This window comes from Ruegeria sp. CH11, assembly GCF_056537105.1.
Genome location: NZ_JBQFQX010000001.1, coordinates 650,085 through 675,748, shown reverse-complemented (window position 1 = coordinate 675,748; position 25,664 = coordinate 650,085). Strand labels below are relative to the sequence as shown.

Genomic DNA, 25,664 nt, shown 5'->3' with positions numbered 1-25,664 from the left:
AGGGTCATGCACAACGATCTCGGTAAAAAAACTTGAGGCCATGAGCAGGATTATCTTCGCATTCGCGCTGATCTGGGCGCTGGGCAGTGCTGCGTTCGCGCAAAACTTCAGCGCGCTGGCACGCATATTGCCTGAACAGTCCCGCATCACCGATCAGGGGCGCGCGGGCGTACGGGTCGACCTTGCACTCAGCCAAGGGGTTCCGTACCGCATTTTCACCCTGCAAGACCCCTACCGAATGGTGCTGGATTTTCAAGAGGTTGACTGGACCGGACTGGATCGGGAAGGGTTCCTGCAAAGCCGCCGCATCAGCGATGTGCAATACGGTGCCTATGTGCCCGGCTGGTCGCGGATGGTTCTTGAACTGGGCGCGCCGCTTGCCGTTGACACAGCTGAGCTGCGCGTCGAGCCAGATAGCGGAAGCGCGCAACTGACGCTGAACCTCAAAGGCACGGATTTCAGCACCTTCGCTACCAGCGCAGGCGCACCGCGTCAGCCGGGTTGGGATCTTCCCGCGCCTTCGATCGAACCAGTCAAGCCCAGACAGAACGCAGCCCGGGCGGTGCGCGTTATGCTTGATCCCGGCCACGGTGGTATCGACCCCGGGGCCGAAGCAGCTGGAACCAACGAAAAGACGCTGATGCTGACCTTCGCGCGCGAGTTGCGCGAAGTGCTGCTGCGGTCTGGCGGTTTCGAAGTGGTTATGACCCGCGTTGACGATCATTTCGTCTCGCTGGAGCGGCGCATTGCATTGGCGCATAGGGCCGGAGCAGATGTCTTCATTTCGCTGCATGCGGATTCGCTGTCTGAAGGGCGCGCACATGGGGCGGTGGTCTATACGCTGTCTGACGAAGCATCGGACGTTGCCAGCCAGAAATTGGCCGAACGTCACGACCGGGGCGATCTGATCGCGGGTGTCGATCTGAGCGGCTCGGATGATCAGGTGGCGGATATTCTGCTGGACATGGCGCGCCGCGAAACGCGCCCGCGTACCGATGCGCTGGCGCGGGCGTTGGCCGATGGGATGGGTCAGCAGGGTGGGCCGATGAACAGCAAACCGCTGCGAAGCGCGTCGTTCTCGGTGCTCAAAGCGGCTGATATCCCTTCGGTTCTGATCGAGCTTGGGTTCATGTCCAGCCCGCGCGATCTGAAAAACCTACAGAATCCGGAATGGCGGGCTGGAATGGCGCAAGGGATCGTTAACGGGTTAGAGCGTTGGCGGCAGGACGATCTGGTCAAGCGATCCCTGATTGGTCAGTGACCCTACGGCGCAAACCGGCTATTATTGGCCATCGTGTTTTGACCCCGCGCGGGGGCGACACTATATAGGCGGCACCGCGAGCAAAAGGCAGTAACGTGATCCGTTTCATTCTTTCGATTTTCGGGGCGATTTTCAGCCTCGTGACCCTGGGTATCTTTATGGCTGCGCTGGTGATCGGCGCGGTGTTCTGGATGTATGGCCGCGACCTGCCCAGCCATGAATCGCTGGCGCAGTACAAACCGCCGACGATCAGCCGGATTTATTCGGGCGAAGGTCAACTGATCGATGAATTCGCGCAGGAACGTCGCCTGTTCACACCGTCCGAGGAAATTCCCGATCTGGTGAAACAGGCATTTATCTCGGCCGAAGACAAGAATTTCTACACCCATCAGGGATACGATCCGCGCGGTATCATCGCTGCGGGGGTTGAGGCGGTGCGCACCAAGGGCGAAACCGTCCGGGGGGCCTCGACTATCACCCAGCAGGTGATGAAGAACTTCCTGCTGTCCGGCGACCGCCGGGCCGAGCGCAAGATCAAGGAGATCATCCTCGCCACAAGGCTTGAGGATACGCTGGACAAGGAACAGATACTCGAACTTTACATGAACGAGATCTTTCTGGGTCAGAACTCCTATGGTGTGACCGCTGCTGCGCAGACCTATTTCAACAAGACGCTGCAAGAGCTCGAACCGCATGAGGCCGCTATGCTGGCCGCGATGCCCAAAGCGCCGTCGGATTATCACCCGGTCCGCCAGAAAGAACGCCTGTTGAACCGTCGTAACTATGTGCTGCGTGAGATGCGGCAGAACGGGTATATCGACCAGGCGACGTATGATGCCGAGGTCGAGATGCCGCTGCGCTCGGTGCAGAACGGCGATTTTGAAAGCTTCCGCACCGCGTTGCCGCCGCGTGACTACTTCACCGATGAAATCCGCCGCCAGCTGAGCGAGGATTTCGGTGAGGGTGAGTTCTTTACCGGCGGTTTCACCGTGCGCGCGTCCGTGGACGAAGAGATGCAGGTCGAAGCTGCGCGGGCCTTGCGTGAGGCGTTGCAGAAATACGACCTGTCCCGTGGCAAGTGGCGGGGTACCGGCGAGGTGATCGCCGAAGAAAAGCTGGCAGACGAAACCCAGTGGCGCGAGGCGTTGTCGATCATCGAAATCCCGCGTGACGTCGTGCTGCCGACCCAATGGTACCCGGCCGTTGTATTGAACGTGGCCGAGCAGTCCCTAACGGTCGGCATCGAAGATGGCCCCGCAGATGGCGTGATCCCGCGCTCGGATATCAAATGGATGCAGGGCGATTTTGCCGCCAATTTCAAACGCGGTGATGTCATCCTTGTGATGGCGGGGGAAGAGGGGCAATGGTCTGCCCGTCAGGTGCCCGAAGTGCAGGGCGGCTTTGTCGCGATGGACGTGAACTCGGGCCGTGTGTTGGCGATGCAGGGCGGGTTTTCCTACCAGGACACCGTCTTTAACCGCGCAACGCAAGCGCAGCGCCAGCCGGGATCCAGCTTTAAGCCTTTTGTCTACGCCGCCGCGCTGGATAGTGGCTATAGCCCCGCGACCATCGTGGTGGACGCGCCGATTGAGGTGAACACGCCGCAGGGTCTGTGGCGTCCCAAGAACTCGTCGAACAAATTCTACGGACCAACGCCCCTGCGCACGGGAATTGAACAGTCACGGAACCTGATGACGATCCGTCTGGCACAGGAAATCACCATGCCGGTGGTTGCCGGTTATGCCGAGCGGTTCGGGGTTTACGACCGGATGGGCGCGTTTTTGGCGAACTCGCTGGGGTCCGAGGAAACCACGCTGTACAAGATGGTTGCCGCCTATGCGATGTTCGCCAATGGCGGCGAGCGGGTCGAGCCCACTCTGGTCGACCGAATTCAGGACCGGTTTGGCAAGACCATCTATCGCCACGACGACCGGCAATGCACGGATTGTAATTCAAGCTGGCTCGAGCCGGATGAATCGCCCACGATCATCACGGATCGCAGTCAAGTTATGGATGCGATAACGGCCTATCAGTTGACCTCGATGATGAAGGGCGTGGTCGATCGCGGAACCGCGTCGCGCTATGTCAACCTGCCCGTGCCGACGGCGGGCAAGACCGGCACCACCAATGACTCCAAAGACGCATGGTTCATCGGCTTTACGTCCAACATCGTGGCCGGCTGCTATATCGGTTACGACCGTCCACGCGCGATGGGGCGGGGGGCCTATGGGGGCACGATGTGCGGCCCGGTGTTCCAGAGCTTTATGGAGAAGGCGGTCGAGAAGTACGGCGGCGGGCCGTTCGACGTTCCTCCGGGTGGTCATTTCATCAAGATCGACCGGTTCAGCGGCGCGCGTCTGCCGGACAATGCCAGTGGCGAGTACGTGGTTGCCGAATATTTCCGTGATGGTGTCGACGGCTTTATCGACCGCGTGTTCGATGGTGGATTTGCAATGGGATCCGATCTGCCTCTGTTTGAAGAGGTGCGCGGAGGAGGACGGCAGGTCACAACCTCGACCGGAGATCAGATTCTCGTCGGGCCAAACGCCAGTCAGGGTGAGTTGCAGGGCGGCGGGCTTTACTGATCCGCCGCGCGCAGCAGCAGGTTCAGCAGGTCCGCTTCGGCGTCCTCGGTGACAACGCGGCCCGAGCGCAAGAAAATCGACAGCGCACATTTGGCGGCCGACCACTTGGCCAGACGGCTGCGTGAGACGCTCATCGCCTCGGAAAACAGGTCCAGGCATTTGTCGATATGGCGGCGATTGCGCACCAGTTCCGGCAGTTCCTTTGGGTTACGCAGGGCGTTCGCCATCTCGAACGCGGGATCGCCGACATATCCTTTGGCATCAATGACCCGCAATCCACCACCGACGAGCAGGACATTGTCATAGTGCAGGTCGCCATGCAGGGGCACGTGAACGTGCTGACTGTCCAGCAGGTGCCGTGCAAGTTCCATTCCGCGCTGCATGTCTGTTTTCAGACCGACCGGGCATGTCGTGGCAAAGCGGCAGTTGAAAAACGGTGCCAGCACAGACTGGAGTGAGGCCAGACCGGGAACATCAGGCGGCGGGCTTTGGTGCAATTGGCGGGCCATATCGGCAAGGTGTGTGACCGCATCATCCGTTTCGCCGCCGCAGGCAATATCGCCCAGCGACGGCCCGTCCAGCCAGTTCATCAACACGGCGGTCGGGGTTTCAGCGATGATTACAACCGCGCCCCTGTCTTCCCAGGCTTGCAGCAACCGGATGCCAGGGGCCTCGTTTCCCCGGTTCGCACGCCGATACACCTTGAGCGCCGCCGTGTCCCCTGCAGCCGTTTTGACATTCCACACCCGGGCATGTCCTGTCTCAGAGACGGCGGCAATGACCGTCAGACCCCAACGGGACAAAATCTTGTCTGGCACGTCCTGCATTCCCGCCTCACTTGTCTTGTGGTGGCCCCAAGCTCTTGCTATCACGCAGGCCTGATTGAGCAATTTGGGACAAGACCATGCGCGCCGAAACCCAGAACATCGTGGCGGAAATTGAAAAGTCGCTGGAGCTGCTGGCGCAGCGCATGGACTATGAAACCGCGCCGCACCGGTTGGAGGAATTCAACGCCCGTGTCGAAGACCCCAACCTGTGGGACAGCCCCGAAAACGCGCAAAAACTGATGCGGGACCGGCAGATGCTGGTCGACGCCATCGAAACCTATGAATCCATCAAAACCGACCTCAGCGACAATATCGAGCTGATCGAGCTGGGCGAGATGGAGGAGGATGAAGAGGTCGTTCAGGACGCGGAAGACGCGATCAAGAAGCTGCAAGCCAAGGCCGCCAAGAAAGAGCTTGAGGCGCTGCTGGACGGCGAGGCGGACGGCAACGACACGTTCCTGGAAATCAACTCGGGCGCAGGCGGCACTGAAAGCTGCGACTGGGCGTCGATGCTGGCGCGGATGTATGTTCGCTGGGCCGAGAAAAAGGGGTATACGGTCGAACTGCAATCCGAAACGTCGGGTGAAGAGGCGGGGATCAAATCCGCCGCCTATAAGATTTCCGGCCACAACGCCTATGGCTGGTTGAAATCCGAAAGCGGCGTGCATCGGCTGGTGCGGATTTCTCCGTTTGATTCAGCGGCCAAACGGCACACGTCGTTCAGTTCGGTCTGGGTTTACCCGGTTGTGGACGACAACATAGAGATCGAGGTGAACCCTTCGGATATTCGCATCGATACCTATCGGTCCTCGGGTGCGGGCGGTCAGCACGTGAACACCACGGACTCGGCAGTGCGGATCACGCACATCCCGACCGGAATCGTGGTGACAAGTTCCGAAAAGTCGCAACACCAGAACCGCGACATTGCGATGAAGGCGCTGAAATCTCGCCTGTATCAGCAGGAACTCGACCGCCGCAACGCTGATATCAACGCCGCGCACGAGGCCAAGGGCGATGCCGGTTGGGGCAACCAGATCCGGTCTTACGTGCTGCAGCCCTACCAGATGGTCAAGGATCTGCGGACCAACCACGAAACCTCAGACACCAAGGGTGTGCTGGACGGTGATCTGGACGGGTTCATGGCCGCGACGCTGGCGATGAACGTATCGGGCAAAAGCCGGTCCGAGGCGCAGGGCGAGGGCTGATCGGGCTGTGATCAACCTGATCAAAGGCCACTGGCAGCTGATCGCGATAGTCGCATTGGTCTTTATCTTCTGGGGCACGCCCTTCGTGCTGCCGCTGAAGATACTGGTTGTTTTTCTGCACGAGCTGTCACACGCCATCATGATCATCGTGACCGGAGGCTCGGTCGAAAGCTTCTCAGTATCCCCGCAACAGGGTGGGCTGGTTGTGGGGCGCGGAGGCAATCGCTTCTTCAGCTTGTCCGCTGGCTATCTTGGGTCGTTGCTGCTGGGCATGGGTTTGTTGCTCATCGCCCTGCGTACGCATTGGGACAAAGCGGTGCTCGGCGGGTTTGGCGGTGTCATGCTGCTGGTCGCCGTTCTCTATGTGCGCGACAGTTTTGCCATTGCGTTCTGTGCGGGCGTTGGTGCCGCGATGATTGCGATGGCGTGGTATCTCAGCCGTCCGATCTGCGATCTGGTGCTGCGGATTATCGGCCTGACCAGTATGATCTACGTTCCCTACGACATCTTTGACGACACAATCAGGCGCTCGGGCATTCGCTCGGATGCCTACATGCTGGCCGAAGAATTCGGAGGCACCACGATGATATGGGGTGGATTGTGGTTGCTGCTGAGTCTGTTGGCGATTTTCTGGTGCCTCAGACGCTGTCTTGGTCGAGACAGCAATTTGCGGTTTGACCTGAAAATTCGGTAAGTCACGTCGCTCTTGCCAGAAAAGATGTATTCAAACTGTGGGTTTAAATGAGGGTGGACCCTCGCTAGGCTAGACCCGAATAGCTGCGAAAGCCCCGAGACCCTGATGGATATCACCCGATCATCTGCCGTTGACTTGCAGGCCGAACTGTCCTCTGGACGTCTGTCGTCAGAGGAATTGATGCAGGCAACGCTTGACCGCGTCAAAGCTGTGAATGGCGCGGTGAATGCGATCGTTGCACTGCGCGACGCCGACGCATTACTGGCTGAGGCCCGCGCCAAGGATGCGGGCGCTGTCAGCGGACCGCTGCACGGAATGCCCATAGCCGTAAAAGATTTGGTCGAAGTGGCCGGTATCGTCTCGACCCATGGTTCGCCGATGTTTCGCGATCATGTGCCCGCGAAAGACGACCTGCTTGCCGCCAGGTTGCGGGCCGCGGGGGCCATCCTGATCGGCAAGACCAACGCGCCCGAGTTCGGATTGGGATCACACACGTTCAACCCGGTCTATGGGGCGACGCTGAACCCTTACGACCCAACGCTGTCCTGTGGCGGGTCTTCGGGCGGTGCGGCGGTTGCTCTTGCAACAGGCATGGTCGCTCTGGCGGACGGATCGGACATGATGGGTAGTTTGCGAAACCCGGCCGCGTGGAACAACGTCTATGGGTTCCGACCCAGTTGGGGGCGCATCCCGTCCGAGCCGATCGGCGATGGTTTTCTGCACCAGCTTTCCACCGCAGGTCCAATGGCGCGCAGCCCCGAGGATTTGGCCCTGTTGTTGGATGTGCTGTCCGGGCCGGACCCGAGGCAACCGCACAGCCGCCCCGTTGCACCAGTTATGCCACTGGAAAAGGTGGAGCTCGCTGGGCTTCGGATTGGCTGGCTGGGCGATTGGGGTGGTGCCTTTCCCTGCGAAGAGGGGGTGCTGGAGACCTGCCAGAACACGCTACGCGTCTTGGCGGATCTTGGCGCCGAGATACACGAGGTTGCACCACCCTTTGATGCGGATCGAATCTGGGACAGCTGGATCACACTGCGATCGTGGAGTGTTGCTGCTGGGTTGCTGCCGCTCACTGACCGCCGAGGGCAGCTGAAGGACAGCGCGCAATGGGAATTGTCGCGGGGGCTCGCTCTAAGTGCGATGGAGGTCCATCAGGCGAGCGTGATCCGTTCGGAATGGTTCAGGCAGGCCGTCGAGGTCTTTGAGGATTTCGATGTGCTGATCCTGCCGGCCGCCCAGATTTGGCCGTTTCCCGTCGAATTGTCCTATCCGACCGAGATCGAAGGAACGGCGATGGACACCTACCACCGCTGGATGCAGGTCGTCACACCGGTCAGCCTGCTGGGTTTGCCCTGCCTGTCCGCTCCTGCAGGGTTTGGTGCGCAGGGTCTGCCCATGGGGGTGCAGATGTTTGGCCCGCGCGGATCGGATGCTCGCCTGTTGTCGATCGGGGCGGCCTATCACGCCGCGACGCAATGGCCGCAGAACAAGCCGGCCATGTGACACCGGCTGGCAGGAGGAGAAACTGGGAATGGAAAGACCGTTTGGCGTACCGCCGCTAAAGCCTGTGGATACGGCAATGTTGCGGCAGGCCCTTGCGATGGCGTGGCTGGATTTCCGTCGTGCACCGGTGTTTGGGCTGCTGTTTGCCGGGTTCTACGTTCTTGCCGGTTGGCTGATGGCCTGGGTGACGCTGAAAACCGGCACGTCATTCTGGCTGGTGCTGGCCGCCATTGGCTTCCCGCTGATCGGCCCCTTTGCCGCCGTTGGTCTTTACGAGGTTTCACGCCGTTTAGAACAAAGCGAGCCCTTGGATTTCGCAGGCGTGTTTGGCGTCGTTGTTCAGCAAGGCCGCCGTCAGTTGCCATCCATTTGTGCCATCATCGTTGTGATGTTTCTGTTCTGGTTCTTTCTTGGACACATGATTTTCGCCCTGTTTCTGGGGCTTTCGACGATGACCAATGTCTCGTCTTCTTTCGAGGTATTGCTGAGCGCGAACGGTTTGACCATGCTCGCTTTCGGATCAGCTGTCGGGGCGGTATTTGCGCTTGTGCTGTATATGATCACAGTGCTGTCAATTCCGATGCTGCTGGACCGCGAGTTGGATTTCGTCACCGCCATGATCTCAAGCTATTCCTATGTCAGCACAAACTTCCGGGTGATGGTAATGTGGGGCGCATTCATCGCAATCGTGACCTTTGTTGCGATGGTACCCTGGTTTCTGGGACTGTTGGTTGTGTTGCCGGTGCTGGGACATGCCAGTTGGCACCTGTATCGGCTGATATCGGACGACAGCGGCTCGGTCACGCAAGACGGCTGATCCGGCGGCTGCAATATGAGAGCGCTTACGAAAGTGCGGTGGTGAGGTCTGTTCTCGACGGTGCTTCGGGTGCCGCGCGGCCCAGGTTGAGCGCGACTGGAAGGCTATCGCCCAGATGGACCAGCGCAGTCGCCCGCGTGACCGGTTGTTTGCCGGACGCGCCTGCCAGATAGGTTATGTGCCCGGTCCAGATTGGCGCGCCATCGCTGGGGCTTTCAGATACAGACATCACCCGGTGATCTCTTCCACCGCGGCGCGACATCAGCACGAATACCCGCGACCCCGAGCGGCAGACAATCCCTCGAACCTCGCGTGCGGCAGGTGGCTTTTCGGGCATCAGCGCGCGTGGTTCATATCCGCGCAACAACGTCGTCTGTCCGGTCTTGCGGACGTAGAACAGCCGGTTTTGAACGTGATCGGTGTCATCGGGATCGGTTTCTGCCGAATGAAAGAATCCGACAGGCAGATCAGGTTGCCGGTGCGCCGTAAGAAACTGATCCAGGAAATCTATCGAAGGATGGCGCGGCTGGGTTTCAAATTCGCCCAATGGCTTTAGCAGAATACGGGCGTCCACATTGAAGAACCCGCAAATCCGATCCAAAACATCAGGCCGGGGAAAGCTCTCGCCCGAAAGATAGCGGTTGAACTGGGTCCGGTTGATGCCAAGCTGCCGGCACAGCTCTGAAACCGAAGGGTAGTTCTGGGCCAGAAGCCGCAGGTTTGCTCCGAACATAGTGCGCAGTTCTTCAGGGCTGCGAGAGCGATTGGTCATGTCCATCCCAGTATCTGCCGGTATTTCAGCAAAAAACACGACCCCGTCGGTCCGCGAGACCGATCTGCAGCCAAAATCACCAAAAAGACCCCATCGGACGGCGAACACCGTCACGTTGCGGCCCTTAAGCTAGCGGCGGATGTGGCAAACGCAACAGGCTTTTTCGCATTTTGCATGCTCTTTTGCTCGGTATTTCCCGATTAAGAACAATACACGCTACTGGGTTCTATTGGTTCCGATGGCGGATCGGGACGCGCAGGCTGCAAGGCTGACCGCAGGTGGGTCAGCCCGTCGGGCTGGGAATTGGTGCTCAGTCGCCGCGCAGCAGGGCCGCGACTCCGGTCCGGGCGACCTCGACCAGGCCCAGCGGGCGCATCAGGTCTGCGAAGGCATCGATCTTGTCGGGCACGCCTGTGATCTCGAAAATGAATGAGTTCAGCGTGCTGTCCACCACGTTGGCGCGGAAAATATCCGCCAGACGCAGCGCCTCGACCCGCTTTTCACCTTCGCCAACAACCTTGATGATCGCCAGTTCCCGCTCGACCGAAGGACCCTCGACCGTCAGGTCATGCACGTCATGAACAGGCACGATCCGGCCCAGTTGCGCCTTGATCTGCTCAATCACCTGCGGCGTGCCTGTAGTGACGATGGTGATGCGGCTCAGATGGCCGGTATGGTCGACCTCGGCCACTGTCAGGCTTTCGATGTTATATCCACGCCCCGAGAACAGTCCGATCACACGGGCCAGCACGCCGGGTTCGTTTTCGACCAGCAGCGCAATCGTATGGCGCTCCTGCTCGTCCGAGAAGGTGGGCCGTAGGTTATAGGCCGAGTGGCGGGTAGAGCCTTTGACGATGTTTAGCGGTGTCATGGTGTTTCCTATGAAGCGTAAGGAGCAGGAAGGGGAGTGCGAAGCCGACGAACAATGGCGGACACGCATACGATAACGGCGGCCAGCGCGACCGGAGCAAATGCGAACCGCATGCCCATGTTTGGCAGGTCGGTAAAGAACATGATCAGAAAGGCAGGTGTGATACCCAGCCACATCAGACCGGCGAGTATAAGCCCGGCTGTGTTGCCACCCAGAACACCAGCGCGCAGCAGAAACAGTGCTGCAGGTGCAAGCAGGGCGGATTCGTAGAACCACAGATAGGGGGTCGAGGTAACAATGCCCAGCAACAGCGTCGCGGCCTTCAGGTCGAACCCGATCTTCGGGCTGCGCCAGGCAACGAAGACGATAACAGCCGCCAACCCGGTCATGATCCATTGCAGTATCAGCGCCGCCTGATCCGAAATTCCAAGACCGGAAAACGCCGAGAACGCACTGATCATAAGCGAGTTTTCGTTGCTGGCTCCGCGGACATTGTCGAAGTGATATTGCATCATTGCGACCATTTCGGGCCAATATTCAACGCCGACGATGAGCGTCGAAACTGCGGTGATCACAATCGTCGTGACCGCTGCCGATACAAAGGTCGTCCAGGCCGATGCGGCGATCAGCGCGATAGGGATAAGCAGCCCAAGTTGCGGTTTGAGCGTCAGCAACCCGATGACAATGCCCGCCAGAATAGGACGTTCGGCGCGCATCAGCGCCAATGCACCAACAATGCCCGCAGTCCACAGAACGCTGGTTTGCCCCATGGTCAGGTTGGGCATCATTGCCGGGGCCAGTGCAAATCCCAGCCACACCGGCGTGATGCCACCCGAGAACGGACGGAACGCAACCAGCGAGGCACCGATTGAGGCTAGGGTAAAAACCAGCCATGCGGCAGAGAACGACAAAAGGCCCAGTGGCATCAAGGCGACGAGAAATCCAGCCGGATAAGCCCAGGGCATCCACTCATCGTCGAAAACGCCATGGACGGTAGACAACTGATCGATGTTCAGCGCATCCAGCGGTGCGCCGGAGGCGGCCAGAGTTGCGGCCGCCCAGAACACTCGGAAATCCACATTCAACGACGCTTTGCCGTCCTCGAGCAGTTCAATCCAACTCAACGAAATCCAGATCGCGCAAAACGCTAACAAAAGCGCGGGCATCAGGGTTCCAGCCTGCCAGCCCCTGCGCCCTTTGAAAATCGCCAACCGCGCCTCGGCGCGCTGGGTTTCCTGATCGCGATTTAGGTCCATCTGTTTCATTGATCGATTTGTTATTTATTACCTGAGTCTTACGCAAAGAAGTTAAACTAGAACCGACCCTTTCGAGTCGATCACGCCCTGTGTTTCAGCCTCACCCAACAGCATCTCGTTATGGGCTTTGCCCGACGGGATCATGGGGAAGCAGTTCTCGTGCTTTTCGACCAGACAATCAAAGATCACCGGACCGTCATAATTGATCATCTCGATGATTGCGTCGTCCAGATCGGCGGGGTCGCTGATCATGATGCCCTTGGCTCCGAATGCCTCGGCCAGCTTGACGAAATCGGGCAGGGCTTCGGACCAGGAATGCGAATACCGCTCGCCATGCAGCAGTTCCTGCCACTGGCGAACCATGCCAAGACGTTCGTTGTTCAGGATGAATTGCTTGACCGGCAGGCGATACTGTACGGCGGTGCCCATCTCTTGCATGTTCATCAGCCACGATGCCTCACCCGCCACGTTGATCACCAGCGCATCCGGGTGCGCCATCTGAACGCCGATCGAGGCAGGGAAGCCGTACCCCATCGTGCCCAGACCGCCCGACGTCATCCAGCGGTTGGGGTCCTCGAACCCAAGATACTGGGCGGCCCACATCTGGTGCTGACCGACTTCGGTCGTGATATAGCGATCGTGCTTTTTCGTCAGTTCTTCAAGACGTTGCATCGCGTATTGCGGTTTGATCGACTTTTCGCTGTTGGTGAAGGCAAGGCAGTTGACCTTGCGCCATTCGGCGATCTGGGCCTGCCACTGCTTCACATTTGCAGCATCGGTCTTGCGCCCGCGCGCTTTCCAGACCTTCAGAATGTCCTCGAGCACATGGGCAACGTCGCCGACTATCGGGATATCGACACGGATGACCTTGTTGATCGAGGACGGATCGATGTCGATATGCGCCTTCTTCGAATTGGGCGAGAAGGCGTCGATGCGACCGGTGATCCGGTCGTCGAATCGCGCGCCGATATTGATCATCAGATCGCAGTCATGCATCGCCAGGTTGGCCTCATAGAGACCATGCATGCCCAGCATGCCCAACCAGTTCTCACCCGAGGCAGGATAGGCACCCAATCCCATCAGGGTCGAGGTGATCGGAAAGCCCGTTGCGTCCACCAGCTCACGCAGAAGCTGGCTGGCGGCAGGGCCCGAGTTGATGACGCCGCCACCGGTGTAGAATACCGGTTTCTTGGCGGTTTCCATCGCTGCGACCAGTTCTGTGATCTCTTCCAGATCGCCTTTCAGCGTGGGCTGGTAATGCGAGGTCGACGGTTTGGGTGCCTTGTATTCACCATTCGCAAACTGCACGTCTTTGGGAATGTCGACCAAAACCGGACCCGGGCGGCCCGAAGTTGCGACATGGAACGCCTCATGCATGGTTTCAGACAGCGAATCCGTGTCCTTCACCAGCCAGTTATGCTTGGTGCAGGGGCGGGTGATGCCAACGGTATCGGCCTCCTGAAATGCGTCCGAACCGATCATGAAGGTCGGAACCTGACCAGTCAGAACCACAATCGGGATCGAGTCGAGCAATGCGTCGGTCAGGCCGGTCACAGCGTTTGTCGCGCCGGGGCCAGAGGTCACAAGCGCAACACCGGGTTTGCCGGTCGACCGGGCGTACCCTTCGGCAGCGTGAACTGCGCCCTGTTCGTGCCGCACCAGAATGTGGCGAATGTCGTTTTGCAGAAAGATCTCATCATAGATCGGTAGGACGGCGCCGCCGGGATATCCGAATACCGTGTCCACACCCTGATCCTTGAGGGCCTGAACCACCATCTTTGCGCCGGTCATCTCACGTGTCATCTGCTTTGCTCCGTTCGCGACATGTGTCTTGCGTTCCGCATAAAAAAAGCCCCCGACTTTTCGGAGGCGCATGGGTTCGAGTATGGTTTTCCGTTACCGGCCCATGCGCGTTGTTCCCACGATTACGACTAGCGCTTTCATCGCCAGAGGCTCCTTTTTTGCGTTGCAGCGACATTATGAGCGGGGGAAAGGGGCGTCAACAGGCAATTGAACCAATTTCGTAACCGAGAAGACGTTTTTTTCGAAATTTTATTGCGCGAAATGCCGCATGGCGGGAATTTTCAGGAAATCCTTCCAGAGTTGGCCGGGAAAGACGCGAATTTTCAGGTCAAAAAGCGTCAGGCCGATGTCTGAAACGGGCATGATCGGTGCCTTTGGCTGCGACAGGGTGGAGCTGATAGCGGTAAAAGGGAGGGTCGGATCATGTTGCACGATCTGATTGACGTTGGACGGTATCCGATTGATCGCCCGGACTCATGGGCCTACGCGCAACTGATCAGGGATCTTCAGCGTGACCTGAACGAAGAGGGCTGCGCGGTTCTGACCGGTTTTGTCCATGACAAGGGGATCGAGAAAATACTGGCCGAGGCTGACGCGGTCGCAGGCAACGCATATCGGTCGTTCAATCGCACCAATGCCTATTTCACAAAGGACGATCCGCGTTTCGGGATTGGCCACCCGATCCGCAGGTTCTATGACCGCTCGAACGCATTTGTTCCTGCCGACAATTTCAAAAGATCGGGACCGTTGCGCCGGATTTACGAAGACCCGTCATTCATGCCCTTCATTCGCGCCGCGCTGGGTGAACCGGCCGAACGGTTCTTTCGCTACGATGACCCATTGGCGGACGTCATCATTAATGTCGTTGAGGAAGGGCAGGGGTTTCCCTGGCATTTCGATACCAACAATTACACCGTAACTCTGGCCATTCAGAACGGCGAGGACGGAGGAGCTTTTCAGTATGTTCCCAACCTGCGCACCCCCGAAGAAGAGAACTTTGGCGCGGTTGCCTCGATTTTGGACGGTGACATGAGCGATGTTCGTCAACTGGATTTGCAGCCTGGCGATCTCCAGATCTTCAAAGGGCGCTATGCGCTGCATCGGGTCGCCCCGGTGGAAGGCGCGCGCAGACGCTATGTCGGCATATTCTCGTTCGTCGAAGCCGAAGGCATGTGCGGAGGGGTCGAGCGCACCCGCCAACTATATGGCCGGGTGCTGCCCCAACATTATGAGCGCGAAGGGAACCGGAAAGATCAGCTATTGGACTGAGGCGGGACGCGGTATGTTGGACCTCATTGAATTCAGGAGGTTCAGATGGCCAAAATATTGCAGCTCACGCCGTTTGTTTTGTGCTCGTCCCTGCAAAATCAGATCGCGTTCTACTGTGACCGGTTGGGATTTACCTGCGGGTTCACGCAGGACAACTATGCCTATCTGTCTAACGGGTCGATTGCGATACGTCTGCTGGAATGCCCGCCGCGCCCGGACGGGCGGCCGCTAGGTGACAATCAGTCGTTCTACGTCGATGTTCAGGACATTGATGACTTATATGCGGCATTGGCACCGCGCTTGTCGGATCTGCCCGAAGGGCGGGTGCGTCCGCCCTTTGATCAGCCCTACCAACAGCGTGAGTTCCACGTGATCGACGAGGATGGAACGCTGGTGTTTTTCGGCCAGGACATCAGCCCGCGCGCTAATGGGTGAGCGCTCCCGCCCGTTTTCGACACGCCTTGCGGCGCATCTCCGCCGGTTGGGCCGGGCAGCGCGTGCCGCGCTGCGGTCAGGATTGGGTTTGTCGATTACGCGCTTTTGGAGACCGTGAATTCGATCAGGTCCCAGCGATTTCCAAACGGATCTCGCCATACCGCGACGGTTCCGTAAGGTTCGTGTCGGGGTGGTTCCTCGAATTCCACACCTGCCGAAAGCATCGCCGCGTGGTCGCGATTGAAGTCGTCGGTCTCGAGAAAGAAGCCGACGCGTCCGCCGGTCTGGTTGCCGATCGCAGCGGATTGTTGCTCGCCGACCGCTTGTGCCAAGAGCAGCGAGCCGCCAGTGGACCCCGGCGGTGCAACGCGCACCCAGCGCTTGCCCGCGCCCAGATCGATGTCCTGAAGCAAATCAAAGCTTAGAACCTGAGTATAGAAAGAAATGGCCGCGTCATAGTCGGGAACGACCAGCGTCACCGCGTGAAGGGATTGCCGCATGCCTTAGCCCTTGGTCGGGTGACGGTCAGGCAGTTGGATATTGGCGACCTGTTCGGCAATGGGCGGCGAAGACAGGGGGTGATGCCCGGCGTCACCAAACTTGCTTGGGTCTTTGACGGCTTGCCACGATCCCCCCAAGTAGACCTGAAATCCCGAAAACTTGGCCTTGTAGCCCATCTTGGGGCTGCCTGGGACCCAATAACCCAGATAGACATAGGGCAGGCCAGCCTCACGCGCGATCTCGATATGATCAAGGATCATGTAGGTCCCCAGTGAGTCCTGCTGTTTGAGCGGGTCGTAGAACGAGTAGACCATGCTGAGCCCGTCATCCAGAACGTCTGTCAGGCTGACGGCAATCAGCGTGTCGGTTTCGGGATCGGCATATTCCACGACGCGGCTGCGGATCGGGGTTTCCTCGATCATTGCGGCAAATTCGAACACGTCCATGTCGGCCATGCCGCCATCCGCGTGGCGCGCGTCCAGGTATTTGCGGAACAGATCGAACTGTTCGTCCGTGGCCCAGGGCGATGTGGCCCTGCGTTTGAGATAGCTGTTTCGCCGCAACACGCGTTTCTGACTTTTGCCCGGTTGAAACGCGGCGACGTCGATACGTGCCGACAGGCAGGCGGCGCAATCGGTGCAAGAGGGGCGATAGAGAACGTTTTGCGAGCGACGGAACCCCTGCTGGGACAGGCTGTTGTTCAGCTGATCTGCGCCTTCACCCTGCAAGGCGGTGAACAGCTTACGCTCCATCCTGCCCTCAAGATAAGGGCAGGGCTGGGGTGCCGTCACATAGAATTGTGGCGCGATAGGCAGCGTGTGTCGCATGAAGGTCCTGTGTTTCCCGTGGCGCGATGATAGCAACGGTTTCAGGACCCGCCAAGTGTTTCACGCGATCTTGGTGTCAGGCGCGTCTGTTCATCATGACCGTGCCCAGAAAGGCGTCGGTCAGGCCCTGACACCGGGCGCTGGTCAGCATCATGACGACCGAGATGATCTGGAGAACCGGAAAGGCCATGCTGACAAAGTAACCGGCTGTGTGCGCCACGGCTTTGCCCATGTCCATGCGTTCGCCGAACGAATCCCGCAGCTCGATACCCATGAAGCGCATGCCCAGTGTCGCCGAGCCATTTGCGATGGTCACCACGCGATAAACAAAGCTGACGACGGCGTAGATCAGCGCGAGGATGAAGAAGCCCATGCCAAAGGTCAACAGAATGGCGACGGTGCAGAGCAGCGAGATGAAGGCGATGTCAAACAGCCACGCGACGAACCTTTTGGTTGCGACGGATTGATAGAATTCTGGCTGACTGTCTGGGTCGGGCAGGTGGGTCATTTTCAGGTTTTCCGGGTGGTAATCTTGGGAAGAACCCTGTCCCGAAATGCGGGACAGGGCAAGTCTGGATCAGGCGCGTTCGCCGTTTTCCGCGTCGTCGTGGTTATCGCGGGCGCGTTCGTCCATGAACTGGTCGAACTCGGCCTTGTCTTTTGCGTCGCGCAGGCGGCGCAGGAAGGCTTCGAAGTCCTTCTGCTCACGCTCGAGCCGGGCCAGTGTGTCGGCCTTGTAGGCGTCAAAGGCGCTGTTGCCCGACGGTTTCATTGCGCTCATGTGGCTGTTCCAGGATTTGCGGCGACCGCAGGATTTGCTGAACATACGTTTGCTCCAGATCATGTAGGCAAGAAAGGCCAGGCCGATGGGCCAGAAAAAGATAAAGCCAAGGACCATGGCAGCGATCCAGGCCCCTTTGCCCTTGCTGTCCAGCCAGGCTTCGGCGCGGTAAAGCCATCCCGGATTTTCGGGGACGGCGGGTTCGGATAATGCGGTCATGTTGTGGTCTCCGGGTTGATGTAAAAACTGTTTACATTTCCTAGATGGGGCGGGGAGAATGGGGTTGCAAGGGGTCAATGTGAAAAAGATTTACATTTTGTAGAAAGACCTGTCCGGTTGACGTTGCCAGGGTAACAGAGCAATTTGCCAAAATGTCTGTCACGGAACGAAAAACCGCCCCCTCACTTGCTGAAATCCTTGCGCTGGAAAAGCGGGTCTGGGCCGCTTTGGTCGAAGGCGACGCGCAGGCGGATCGCGCATTGCTGAGCGCGGATTTTCTGGGTGTCTATCCCAGCGGGTTTGCCAATCGCGACGATCATGTGGGCCAGTTTGCCGATGCGCCGACCATGGCGCGGTTTGAACTGAGCGAAACCCAACTGCGTGTGCTGACGCCAGATATCGTGCTACTGTCCTACCGGGCCGACTATCAGCGGCCGGGCTCTGAGATGACAGAGACGATGTTGATCTCGTCGCTATGGGAGCGGCGACACGATGTCTGGGTGAACAGTTTCAGCCAGGATACTCCGTTGGATCGCAAATGACCGCGCCTCTGTCGATTCAGCGTTTGCCGCGCGCATATGACACGGCGCTAGGCGAGGAAACCCGCGGACTGGTATGTGATGTGACGCCCGAGCAGGCCGATCTGATTGCGGGCACGGCAGGATCCAGCCCCTATCTGAAGGGGTTGATTGAGCGCGAGTCAGATTGGCTGCCAGTGGCGCTGCACAGCCCGGATCAGGCCCTTGTCGACATCATGGCCGCCGCGCGCGACCTGCCGCCGGATCAGTTGAAGCCGGGGCTTCGGGTGGCAAAGCGGCGCGTGGCGCTGTTGACCGCGCTCGCGGATCTGGCAGGCGCCTGGCCCCTGGAAAAGGTTACTGCGGCGTTGACCGATTTTGGCGCTTTGGCTGCGGATGTTGCGGCAAAGTCCGAAATTGCGGCCCTGATCCGGCGCGGCAAGTTGCCGGGAATGACGCCCGATGACGTCGAAACCGCCGCCGGTATGGTCATTCTGGCAATGGGTAAGATGGGCGCGCATGAGCTGAACTATAGCTCGGATATTGATCTGATCGTGCTGTTCGACGAAACCCGGTTCGATCCGGATGACTTCTATGATGCGCGGCAAGGAATGGTAAGGGCAACGCGGAACTTCTGCGCCACGCTCAGCGACAAGACGGCCGATGGTTATGTGTTTCGCACCGATCTGCGCCTGCGGCCTGATCCGGCGGTGACCCCGGTCTGCATGGCAATGGAAGCCGCCGAGCGATATTATGAAAGCCTTGGACGAACCTGGGAACGCGCGGCTTATATCAAGGCGCGCCCCTGCGCCGGCGATATGGCTGCGGGTGACAGGTTTCTGGAAACGCTGCGCCCGTTTGTCTGGCGTCGCCACCTGGATTTTGCCGCCATTCAGGATGCCCACGACATGCGTCTGCGCATTCGCGAAAACAAAGGCACGGGTGGCGCGCTGGTGATCCCCGGGCACGACATGAAGCTGGGGCAGGGTGGCATCCGAGAAATCGAGTTCTTCACCCAGACCCGGCAATTGATCGCGGGCGGTCGCGATCCTGATCTGCGCGTACGCGGAACTGTCCCGGGTCTTGCAGCGCTGGCCGAAAAAGGCTGGGTGCCGCAGGATGTGGCCGAAAAGCTGACCGATCATTACCGTGCGCACCGCGATGTCGAGCACCGCATCCAGATGGTGCACGATGCGCAGACCCACAAGGTGCCGAACTCCGACGATGGTATCGAGCGCGTCGCATGTCTGATGGGGATCAGCCGAGAAGAGCTGACCGCCGACCTTACCCATCGGCTGACCGAAGTCCATGAACTGACCGAGGGTTTCTTTGCGCCGGGTCAAAGCGCGCCGACACCTGCAACAGACGAGATCGAATTTGACCAAAGCGTGCTGGCCCGTTGGCCAACCTATCCCGCGCTGCGCTCGCAGCGCGCGCGACGTATTTTTGAACGCCTGCGACCAGAATTGCTGACCCGGCTGGCCAAGACCGCGCAACCCGCCGAGGCGCTTCTGGCCCTCGACGGATTTCTGGCCGGGTTGCCTGCCGGTGTTCAGGTGTTTTCGCTGTTCGAGGCCAATCGCCAATTGATCGACCTGCTGATCGACATTGTCGGCACCTCGCACGCGCTGGCCTCGCATCTGTCGCGCAACGCTTCGGTGTTTGACGCGGTGATTGGTGGCAGTTTCTTTCTCGACTGGCCCGGCCAAGGGGCGTTGCAAGAAGAACTGACCGGGTTGCTTGCGGCTGAAAGAGACTATGAATCGCAACTCGATCTGGCGCGGCGGTGGTGCAAGGAATGGCACTTTCGCGTTGGCGTTCACCACCTGCGCGGGCTTATCGACGGGGCGCAGGCGGGTCAGCAATACGCCGATCTGGCACGCGCGGTCATCGCTGCCATTCTGCCCATCGTCGCGGCGCAATTCGCCAACAAGCACGGGCCTGCACCCGGGCGCGGGGCGACTGTCCTGGGCATGGGCTCGCTTGGGGCCGCGCGGATAAACTCGCAATCCGATCTCGACATGATCGTGATCTATGACCCATTGGATCAGGACATGTCGGACGGGCCGCGCCCGCTGGCCACACGGACATATTATGCCCGCTTCACGCAGGCGCTCATCACGGCGTTGTCCGCGCCGATGTCGCAAGGGCGGCTGTACGAGGTCGACATGCGTCTGCGCCCATCCGGAAATCAGGGGCCCGTCGCCACAAGCTGGGCCAGCTTCGTCAATTATCAGCAGAACGAAGCATGGGTCTGGGAGCATCTGGCTCTGACACGCGCGCATGTGGTTGCCGGTGATCCCGGACTGGCCACGGATATTGAGAGCTTCCGTGCCGAGTTCCTGTCGCGCCCACGCGATCACCGCAAGGTCCTGCAAGAAGTGGCCGAAATGCGCGACAGGCTCGCCGCCGCCAAATCCCCTGCGGGCATCTGGGACGCCAAGAATGGACCGGGGCGGATGATGGATATCGAACTGATCGCCGAAACTGGTGCATTGCTGTCAGGAACAGCGCAGCGCGACGTCCATTCCGGTCTCGACGGTGCTGTCGCTGCTGGTCTGCTGGATGTCGCGCAAGGGCAGACTCTGAAAGAATGCTACGATCTATGCTGGTCGGTACAATGCGCGACGCGGCTGTTGTCCGGCAACGCGATCGAGTCGGACCGGATCGGCGAGGGGGGCGCGGCATTCTTGTGTCGCGCGACCGGGTTCGATCAGGTTCACGACCTTCAGGCCGCTTTGGCGGACACTTACACAACCGCCGCCGCGTTGATCCAGGCGGTAGTCGAAGAGGGCAAAGATGGCGCGCAGTGATGATCCAAACGATCCCAAAGGGCTGATCCGCGAGGCCTATCGCATCGAGGGTATCGCCTTGCCCGAATGCCGCAGCATCTTTCTGGACTGGGCGCTTGGGTTTCCACCCGACCGCGATCAGCAAAAGGCATTGGCGGTTTTGCACGCGGGGTACGCGGCCCAACATGCCGATCACCCGATGACGCAGGTGCTGCGCGAAGGGTTGGAAACTGCGCAGGCTCCGAAACGACGCGGCGGCTGGCGCGGCCGGGCGCGGTAGGGGGCTTTCCCCGACGCGCGTTCGCGACTATGAGGGCGCAATGACCCAGACCGCCGACCGCCCCCGCATCCGCCTGAAACCCAAAGCCAATGCGCGCGGCCTGCGCCACGGCTTTCCCTGGGTCTATGCCAATGACATCGTCACCGACCGCCGCACGCGCAAGATCGAACCGGGCGCTTTGGCGGTGCTTGAGGATGACAAGCGCAGCCCGATAGCTTTGGTTGCGGTCAATCCGAATTCAAAAATCATGTGCCGGGTTCTGGACCGCGATCTGAACGCCGACTTGACGCCAGAATGGTTCGAAACACGTCTGCGCCGCGCGCTCGATATGCGCGCGCAACTGTTCGACGCGCCGTATTACCGCCTGATCCACGCCGAGGCCGACGGATTCCCTGGCGTCATCATTGATCGGTTTGGCGCGGTTTGCGTGATCCAGCCCAACGCGGCTTGGACCGAACAACATCTTGAGACTCTGACCGATGCTCTGATCAAGGTGACCGGCGCGACGACAGTGTTGAAAAACGCCTCAGGCCGCACGCGCGGGCTTGAGGGATTGGATGATGTCAGCCTGACTTTGCGCGGCACGACACCCGATGCGCCGGTGCCGGTCCCCATGAATGGCGCGACTTACATGGCCGATCTGACCGGCGGTCAAAAGACCGGTCTGTTCTACGACCAACGTCCGAACCACGCCTTTGCCGCACGCTTGGTGCAACCGGGCGCACAGGTTCTCGACGTGTTCAGTCATGTAGGCGGTTTCGGGCTGGCGATGCTGGCTGGTGGCGCAGGGCAAGCCCTTGCGGTGGACGGCTCTGCTGCCGCTCTCGATCTGGCGGCGCAAGGGGCGATGGCGTCGGGGTTCGAAGACCGCTTTCAAACCCGGCACGGCGATGCTTTCGAGGTGCTGACCCAACTCAACGACGAGGGCGCGCAGTTTGACGTGGTCATCTGCGATCCGCCTGCCTTTGCCCCATCGAAACAAGCACTGGATGCGGGTCTGCGCGCCTACGAACGCATTGCCCGTCTGGCCGCGCCTCTGGTCAAACCCGGCGGCTATCTGGGCCTCTGCTCGTGCTCGCACGCCGCTGATCTCGGCCGTTTTCGCGATGCATCCGCGCGCGGGATCGGACGGGCCGGGCGTCACGCACAGATGATCCACACCGGATTCGCCGGGCCAGATCACCCGCAATTGCCGCAACTGGCCGAAAGCGGTTACCTCAAAGCTGTGTTCTACCGGCTGTGAAGGCGGTTCTGGATACCTGCGTCATCTATCCCACCGTAATGCGGGAAATGCTGCTTGGCGCGGCGAAACTCGGCCATTTCACGCCCTTCTGGTCCCCACGCATCCTCGAGGAATGGGCGCGCGCCGCCCGCAAGCTTGGCCCCGCGGGCGAGGCGCAGGCGCGCGCCGAAATCGCCCTGACACAAGCTCAGTGGCCCGGTGCCGAGCGTCCAGCGCCGCCGGGGTTGGAACACCGCCTCTGGCTGCCCGATGCCGCGGATATCCACGTGCTCGCAACTGCCGTGGCGTGCTCGGCGGATGTGATCGTCACGGTCAACGCAAAAGACTTTCCAAGGAACATTCTGGCGGAAGAAGGGCTGGAACGACGCGATCCCGATACCTTGCTGCACGGGTTCTTTGTCGATGATTCAGACGGAATGACTCAACTAGCCGAAGGTGTTCTGTCTGAGGCCAACCGCCTGTCCGGCGACCAGTGGACCCTGCGCAGCCTGATGAAAAAAGCCCGTCTGCCACGCCTAGGCAAAGCCCTGAGCGTCTGACGGGTTCCATTTCGTCTGGCTATAATTTTCCGGAGAGCGTGCGAGGCTGACCTACGCTCACCCCTGCTTCCAACGCTGCTCGAGCGTTTCCAGCGCCGCGATACGCTCATCCGTCTTCGGGTGGCTCATCAACCAGGCGGGAACAACCCCCGCGCGCTGTTGCGTCAAATCTTCCAGCTTGTGAAACAGGGATTTCTGCGGCCCGATGCCGATTCCGGCCTTGGTCAACAGGGCGGCGGCATATTCATCCGCCTCGTACTCATCGCCGCGTGACAGGCGCGAGGCCAGCAGGTGGGTCAGCATATTGGCGATCCAGGCACCGATAAACGGAATGAACCGGTTCAGCAGCATCATCAGCGCAGCCCGCAGGGCGTTCTGCCCCGAAAAATCGATCATCCGGCGTCGCGCATGTCCAAGGGCCACATGCCCCAGCTCATGGGCGATAACGCTTGCCATTTCCTCAGCCGAGACCTCTCCATTCGCAAACTTCCGGTAGAACCCGCGCGTAATAAAAATCCGCCCGTCCGGTGCGGCCAGCCCGTTCACGGGGTCGATCTCGTAGATGTAGACCGGCACGCGGTCGATCTCCAGGGCTGCCGCCAGCCGGTCGGTCATGCGTTTTAGCGCTGGATCGGCCAGTTCGGTCGATTTGGCATCCAACTCGCGATGGGTGCGCCAGACCGAAATCCGGTACATCGCAATGGCATAGAGGACGGCCAGCAGGATCGGGGTGATGCGAAGCATATGTTAGATATGGTCGATTCCGCGCAAATCGCAAGTCGGGTGGCAGCCGCGATTGCCACCCTCAATGTGCAGCGGACCGAATTGCTGGCGTCTGGTCAATCGGACCCGGTCGAGACTGGGATATATCAGTCGGTCGAACAGATGCCCCGGTCGTTGGTTTGCGTAGTGCCCTTAATCATCATGTTGTATTTGAGGCTTTCGTATTTCATCACAAAAGTCACAACGGTCTGATCCTTGATCAGCACATATGTCATCGAGTCCCCGGCCGGATAGATATCCGCTTCGCCGTCGACGGTTGAGGTCGCAATGGTCCCTTTGTCCGCGCCGCCTGTCCGGGTCAGCGTTACCTCGCTGCCATCAATGTCCGAAACGCAATTGACGACGAAATCGTCCCGTCCCAGCGGTGTATTGGCAAGCGCTGCCAGCGGAGCAAGTGTCAAAAGGGCAAGAGGAATGAGGCGGTGCAGCAGCATGGAACCTTCCGAAGTGTATTATGTTGGGGATGTGGTCTGTCCGGTGCGCGAACAGGGTTGGTTATTCGTTCTTCGGATGGCGCGTATCGGGCAATTACGACCAGATTGGGGCCGGGATTGGGTCACTGCATGGCGGCAAGCCCGCGCACGTCAATCCCAGAATTGACGGGGAAACTTCCTCAATTCCTGTCATATATGCGGATTGGCTCATATGATCCGAGACCGGGGGTTGACAACGATAGTGTCTGAATGAAACCTCGGAAACGTTGGGAGACATTGGAAAAATCAAGTAACTGCACCTTCTGCAAGGCAAACCGTCGGGGGAAACCGGCGTATGGCCGGGGTTATGTGCAGATGACGTGAATCCATCTCCCCCAAAATAAAACTTGGGAGTTCTTAGATGAAAAACAGCAGCAAGCTCAGCCTCGGCGCATTTGTGACCGCGGCCATGATGGCGCCGGCAGCCTATGCCGAAGAGTTCATCACCATTGGCACCGGCGGTGTCACCGGCGTGTATTACCCGACCGGCGGTGCAATCTGCCGCCTGGTGAACAAGGGTCGCAAGGAACATGGCGTGCGCTGCTCGGTCGAATCGACCGGCGGGTCTGTCTACAACATCAACACCATCCGCGAAGGCGAGCTGGAGTTCGGTGTGGCCCAGTCCGACTGGCAGTACCACGCCTATAACGGCAGCTCGAAATTCGAAGAGGCTGGTCCGTTCGAAAATCTGCGCGCCGTCTTTTCGGTACACCCCGAACCGTTCACCGTTGTGGCCCGTGCCGATTCCGGCATCACCAACTTCGAGGACCTGAAGGGCAAACGCGTTAATATCGGCAACCCCGGTTCCGGTCAGCGCGGCACCATGGAAGTTCTTCTGGGCGAAATGGGCTGGACCACCGATGATTTCGAACTGGCGACTGAGCTGAAAGCGGCAGAACAGTCCGCAGCTCTGTGCGACAACCAGATCGATGCGATGGTCTACACCGTTGGTCACCCCTCGGGCTCGATCCAGGAGGCCACAACCGCCTGTGACTCGGTTCTGGTGAATGTCAGCGGTGACGCGGTCAGCAAACTGGTCGACGACAACTCGTTTTACCGCACCGCGACCATTCCCGGCGGCATGTACCGTGGGTCGGATGGCGACACTGCAACCTTTGGTGTGGGCGCGACATTCGTGACCTCGTCGGACGTGTCGGAAGACGCGGTTTACGCGGTTGTCAGCTCGGTCTTCGAGAACTTCGACGACTTCAAAAAGCTGCACCCGGCCTTCGCCAACCTCAAGCCCGAGGAAATGATCGCAGACGGTCTGTCGGCCCCGCTGCATCCGGGTGCCGAGAAGTACTACAAAGAAAAAGGCTGGATTCAGTAAGCCAGACTTAAAGCAGGGTGCCCATTGGGCGCCCTGCCACCGAAACCCGAACAAATCGGGTGATCTAGAAGGCCAAAAAA

25 protein-coding genes are annotated in these 25,664 nt (G+C 59.5%); 14 read left to right on the top strand and 11 right to left on the bottom strand.

All coding sequences use genetic code 11. The features are described 5' to 3' along the window. Window positions 1–40 precede the first annotated feature (40 nt). Window positions 41–1,261: an N-acetylmuramoyl-L-alanine amidase gene (locus ACR0LX_RS03320; protein ID WP_480782550.1), complete on the top strand. Its 1,221-nt coding sequence runs from the start codon at window positions 41–43 to the stop codon at window positions 1,259–1,261. 95 nt (window positions 1,262–1,356) lie between these two features. Beyond that, a complete protein-coding gene (locus tag ACR0LX_RS03315) occupies window positions 1,357–3,846 on the top strand; it encodes a penicillin-binding protein 1A (RefSeq protein WP_480568701.1) in 2,490 nt (829 codons plus the stop codon). Here ACR0LX_RS03315 and ACR0LX_RS03310 read toward each other — a convergent pair. Beyond that, window positions 3,840–4,673 carry an aminoglycoside phosphotransferase family protein gene (locus tag ACR0LX_RS03310; RefSeq protein WP_480782549.1) on the bottom strand — a complete coding sequence of 278 codons (834 nt, stop codon included), beginning with the start codon at window positions 4,671–4,673 and terminating at the stop codon, window positions 3,840–3,842. The two genes, ACR0LX_RS03315 and ACR0LX_RS03310, sit on opposite strands and share 7 nt — an antisense overlap. A 77-nt stretch (window positions 4,674–4,750) precedes the next feature. Between ACR0LX_RS03310 and prfB the strand changes: the two genes are divergently transcribed. The 4 genes from prfB to ACR0LX_RS03290 all read left to right on the top strand — a co-directional run bounded on the left by prfB (window position 4,751) and on the right by ACR0LX_RS03290 (window position 8,892). Continuing rightward, entirely contained in the window at window positions 4,751–5,878 is a 1,128-nt protein-coding gene (gene prfB, locus ACR0LX_RS03305) for a peptide chain release factor 2 (protein ID WP_480782548.1), read from the top strand. Window positions 5,879–5,885: 7 nt separating this feature from the next. After that, window positions 5,886–6,572 (top strand): M50 family metallopeptidase, encoded by a 687-nt coding sequence (locus tag ACR0LX_RS03300; protein ID WP_480782547.1) that lies wholly within the window; start codon window positions 5,886–5,888, stop codon window positions 6,570–6,572. Window positions 6,573–6,677: 105 nt separating this feature from the next. Further along, window positions 6,678–8,075 (top strand): amidase, encoded by a 1,398-nt coding sequence (locus ACR0LX_RS03295; RefSeq protein ID WP_480782546.1) that lies wholly within the window; start codon window positions 6,678–6,680, stop codon window positions 8,073–8,075. A gap of 28 nt (window positions 8,076–8,103) precedes the next feature. Continuing rightward, window positions 8,104–8,892: a DUF2189 domain-containing protein gene (locus ACR0LX_RS03290; protein WP_480782545.1), complete on the top strand. Its 789-nt coding sequence runs from the start codon at window positions 8,104–8,106 to the stop codon at window positions 8,890–8,892. Window positions 8,893–8,917: 25 nt separating this feature from the next. Here the strand turns inward: ACR0LX_RS03290 and ACR0LX_RS03285 are convergent, their stop codons facing one another. The 4 genes from ACR0LX_RS03285 to ACR0LX_RS03270 form a co-directional block, all read right to left on the bottom strand. After that, window positions 8,918–9,664, bottom strand: a complete 747-nt coding sequence (locus ACR0LX_RS03285) for a helix-turn-helix domain-containing protein (RefSeq protein ID WP_480782544.1) — start codon at window positions 9,662–9,664, stop codon at window positions 8,918–8,920. A gap of 310 nt (window positions 9,665–9,974) precedes the next feature. After that, entirely contained in the window at window positions 9,975–10,535 is a 561-nt protein-coding gene (ilvN, locus tag ACR0LX_RS03280) for an acetolactate synthase small subunit (protein WP_480568723.1), read from the bottom strand. 8 nt (window positions 10,536–10,543) lie between these two features. After that, window positions 10,544–11,800, bottom strand: a complete 1,257-nt coding sequence (locus tag ACR0LX_RS03275; protein ID WP_480782543.1) for a glycosyltransferase family 87 protein — start codon at window positions 11,798–11,800, stop codon at window positions 10,544–10,546. Between the two features lie 42 nt (window positions 11,801–11,842). Beyond that, entirely contained in the window at window positions 11,843–13,594 is a 1,752-nt protein-coding gene (locus ACR0LX_RS03270) for an acetolactate synthase 3 large subunit (protein WP_480568728.1), read from the bottom strand. A gap of 423 nt (window positions 13,595–14,017) precedes the next feature. On the opposite strand from ACR0LX_RS03270, the gene ACR0LX_RS03265 reads away from it, so the two are divergent. Further along, window positions 14,018–14,863 carry a HalD/BesD family halogenase gene (locus ACR0LX_RS03265; RefSeq protein ID WP_480782542.1) on the top strand — a complete coding sequence of 282 codons (846 nt, stop codon included), beginning with the start codon at window positions 14,018–14,020 and terminating at the stop codon, window positions 14,861–14,863. A 45-nt stretch (window positions 14,864–14,908) separates the two neighbouring features. Beyond that, window positions 14,909–15,298: a bleomycin resistance protein gene (locus tag ACR0LX_RS03260; protein ID WP_480782541.1), complete on the top strand. Its 390-nt coding sequence runs from the start codon at window positions 14,909–14,911 to the stop codon at window positions 15,296–15,298. Window positions 15,299–15,393: 95 nt separating this feature from the next. Here the strand turns inward: ACR0LX_RS03260 and ACR0LX_RS03255 are convergent, their stop codons facing one another. The 4 genes from ACR0LX_RS03255 to ACR0LX_RS03240 form a co-directional block, all read right to left on the bottom strand. Continuing rightward, a complete protein-coding gene (locus ACR0LX_RS03255) occupies window positions 15,394–15,798 on the bottom strand; it encodes a VOC family protein (protein WP_480782540.1) in 405 nt (134 codons plus the stop codon). Between the two features lie 3 nt (window positions 15,799–15,801). Then, on the bottom strand, window positions 15,802–16,626 hold the full coding sequence (locus ACR0LX_RS03250; protein WP_480782539.1) for an arginyltransferase: 825 nt from the start codon (window positions 16,624–16,626) through the stop codon (window positions 15,802–15,804). Between the two features lie 76 nt (window positions 16,627–16,702). Further along, window positions 16,703–17,134: an RDD family protein gene (locus ACR0LX_RS03245; protein WP_480568742.1), complete on the bottom strand. Its 432-nt coding sequence runs from the start codon at window positions 17,132–17,134 to the stop codon at window positions 16,703–16,705. A 69-nt stretch (window positions 17,135–17,203) separates the two neighbouring features. Beyond that, complete coding sequence (locus tag ACR0LX_RS03240; RefSeq protein WP_480782538.1) at window positions 17,204–17,626, bottom strand: DUF2852 domain-containing protein; 423 nt, start codon at window positions 17,624–17,626, stop codon at window positions 17,204–17,206. Between the two features lie 152 nt (window positions 17,627–17,778). Between ACR0LX_RS03240 and ACR0LX_RS03235 the strand changes: the two genes are divergently transcribed. From ACR0LX_RS03235 to ACR0LX_RS03215, 5 genes are read left to right on the top strand one after another with little or no spacing between them, the layout of a single operon-like run. After that, window positions 17,779–18,168: a DUF4440 domain-containing protein gene (locus ACR0LX_RS03235; RefSeq protein WP_480782537.1), complete on the top strand. Its 390-nt coding sequence runs from the start codon at window positions 17,779–17,781 to the stop codon at window positions 18,166–18,168. Then, the gene (locus ACR0LX_RS03230) at window positions 18,165–20,957 is read left to right on the top strand and encodes a [protein-PII] uridylyltransferase family protein (protein ID WP_480782536.1); all 2,793 of its coding nucleotides are present in this window, start codon (window positions 18,165–18,167) and stop codon (window positions 20,955–20,957) included. The genes ACR0LX_RS03235 and ACR0LX_RS03230 overlap by 4 nt, the downstream gene beginning before the upstream one ends. Further along, on the top strand, window positions 20,944–21,216 hold the full coding sequence (locus ACR0LX_RS03225) for a hypothetical protein (RefSeq protein WP_480782535.1): 273 nt from the start codon (window positions 20,944–20,946) through the stop codon (window positions 21,214–21,216). Before ACR0LX_RS03230 ends, ACR0LX_RS03225 begins: the two co-directional genes overlap by 14 nt. Before the next feature lie 40 nt (window positions 21,217–21,256). Then, the gene (locus ACR0LX_RS03220) at window positions 21,257–22,459 is read left to right on the top strand and encodes an RSP_2647 family RNA methyltransferase (protein ID WP_480782534.1); all 1,203 of its coding nucleotides are present in this window, start codon (window positions 21,257–21,259) and stop codon (window positions 22,457–22,459) included. After that, window positions 22,456–22,998, top strand: coding sequence for an RSP_2648 family PIN domain-containing protein (locus tag ACR0LX_RS03215; protein WP_480568760.1), 543 nt, complete (start codon window positions 22,456–22,458; stop codon window positions 22,996–22,998). The genes ACR0LX_RS03220 and ACR0LX_RS03215 overlap by 4 nt, the downstream gene beginning before the upstream one ends. Before the next feature lie 57 nt (window positions 22,999–23,055). On the opposite strand, the gene ACR0LX_RS03210 is transcribed toward ACR0LX_RS03215, so the two are convergent. Both ACR0LX_RS03210 and ACR0LX_RS03205 read right to left on the bottom strand, forming a co-directional pair. Beyond that, complete coding sequence (locus ACR0LX_RS03210) at window positions 23,056–23,742, bottom strand: M48 family metallopeptidase (protein WP_480568762.1); 687 nt, start codon at window positions 23,740–23,742, stop codon at window positions 23,056–23,058. A 125-nt stretch (window positions 23,743–23,867) separates the two neighbouring features. Then, window positions 23,868–24,215, bottom strand: a complete 348-nt coding sequence (locus ACR0LX_RS03205; RefSeq protein ID WP_480782533.1) for a hypothetical protein — start codon at window positions 24,213–24,215, stop codon at window positions 23,868–23,870. Between the two features lie 400 nt (window positions 24,216–24,615). On the opposite strand from ACR0LX_RS03205, the gene ACR0LX_RS03200 reads away from it, so the two are divergent. Continuing rightward, window positions 24,616–25,584, top strand: a complete 969-nt coding sequence (locus ACR0LX_RS03200; protein WP_480782532.1) for a TAXI family TRAP transporter solute-binding subunit — start codon at window positions 24,616–24,618, stop codon at window positions 25,582–25,584. Window positions 25,585–25,664: the final 80 nt, after the last annotated feature.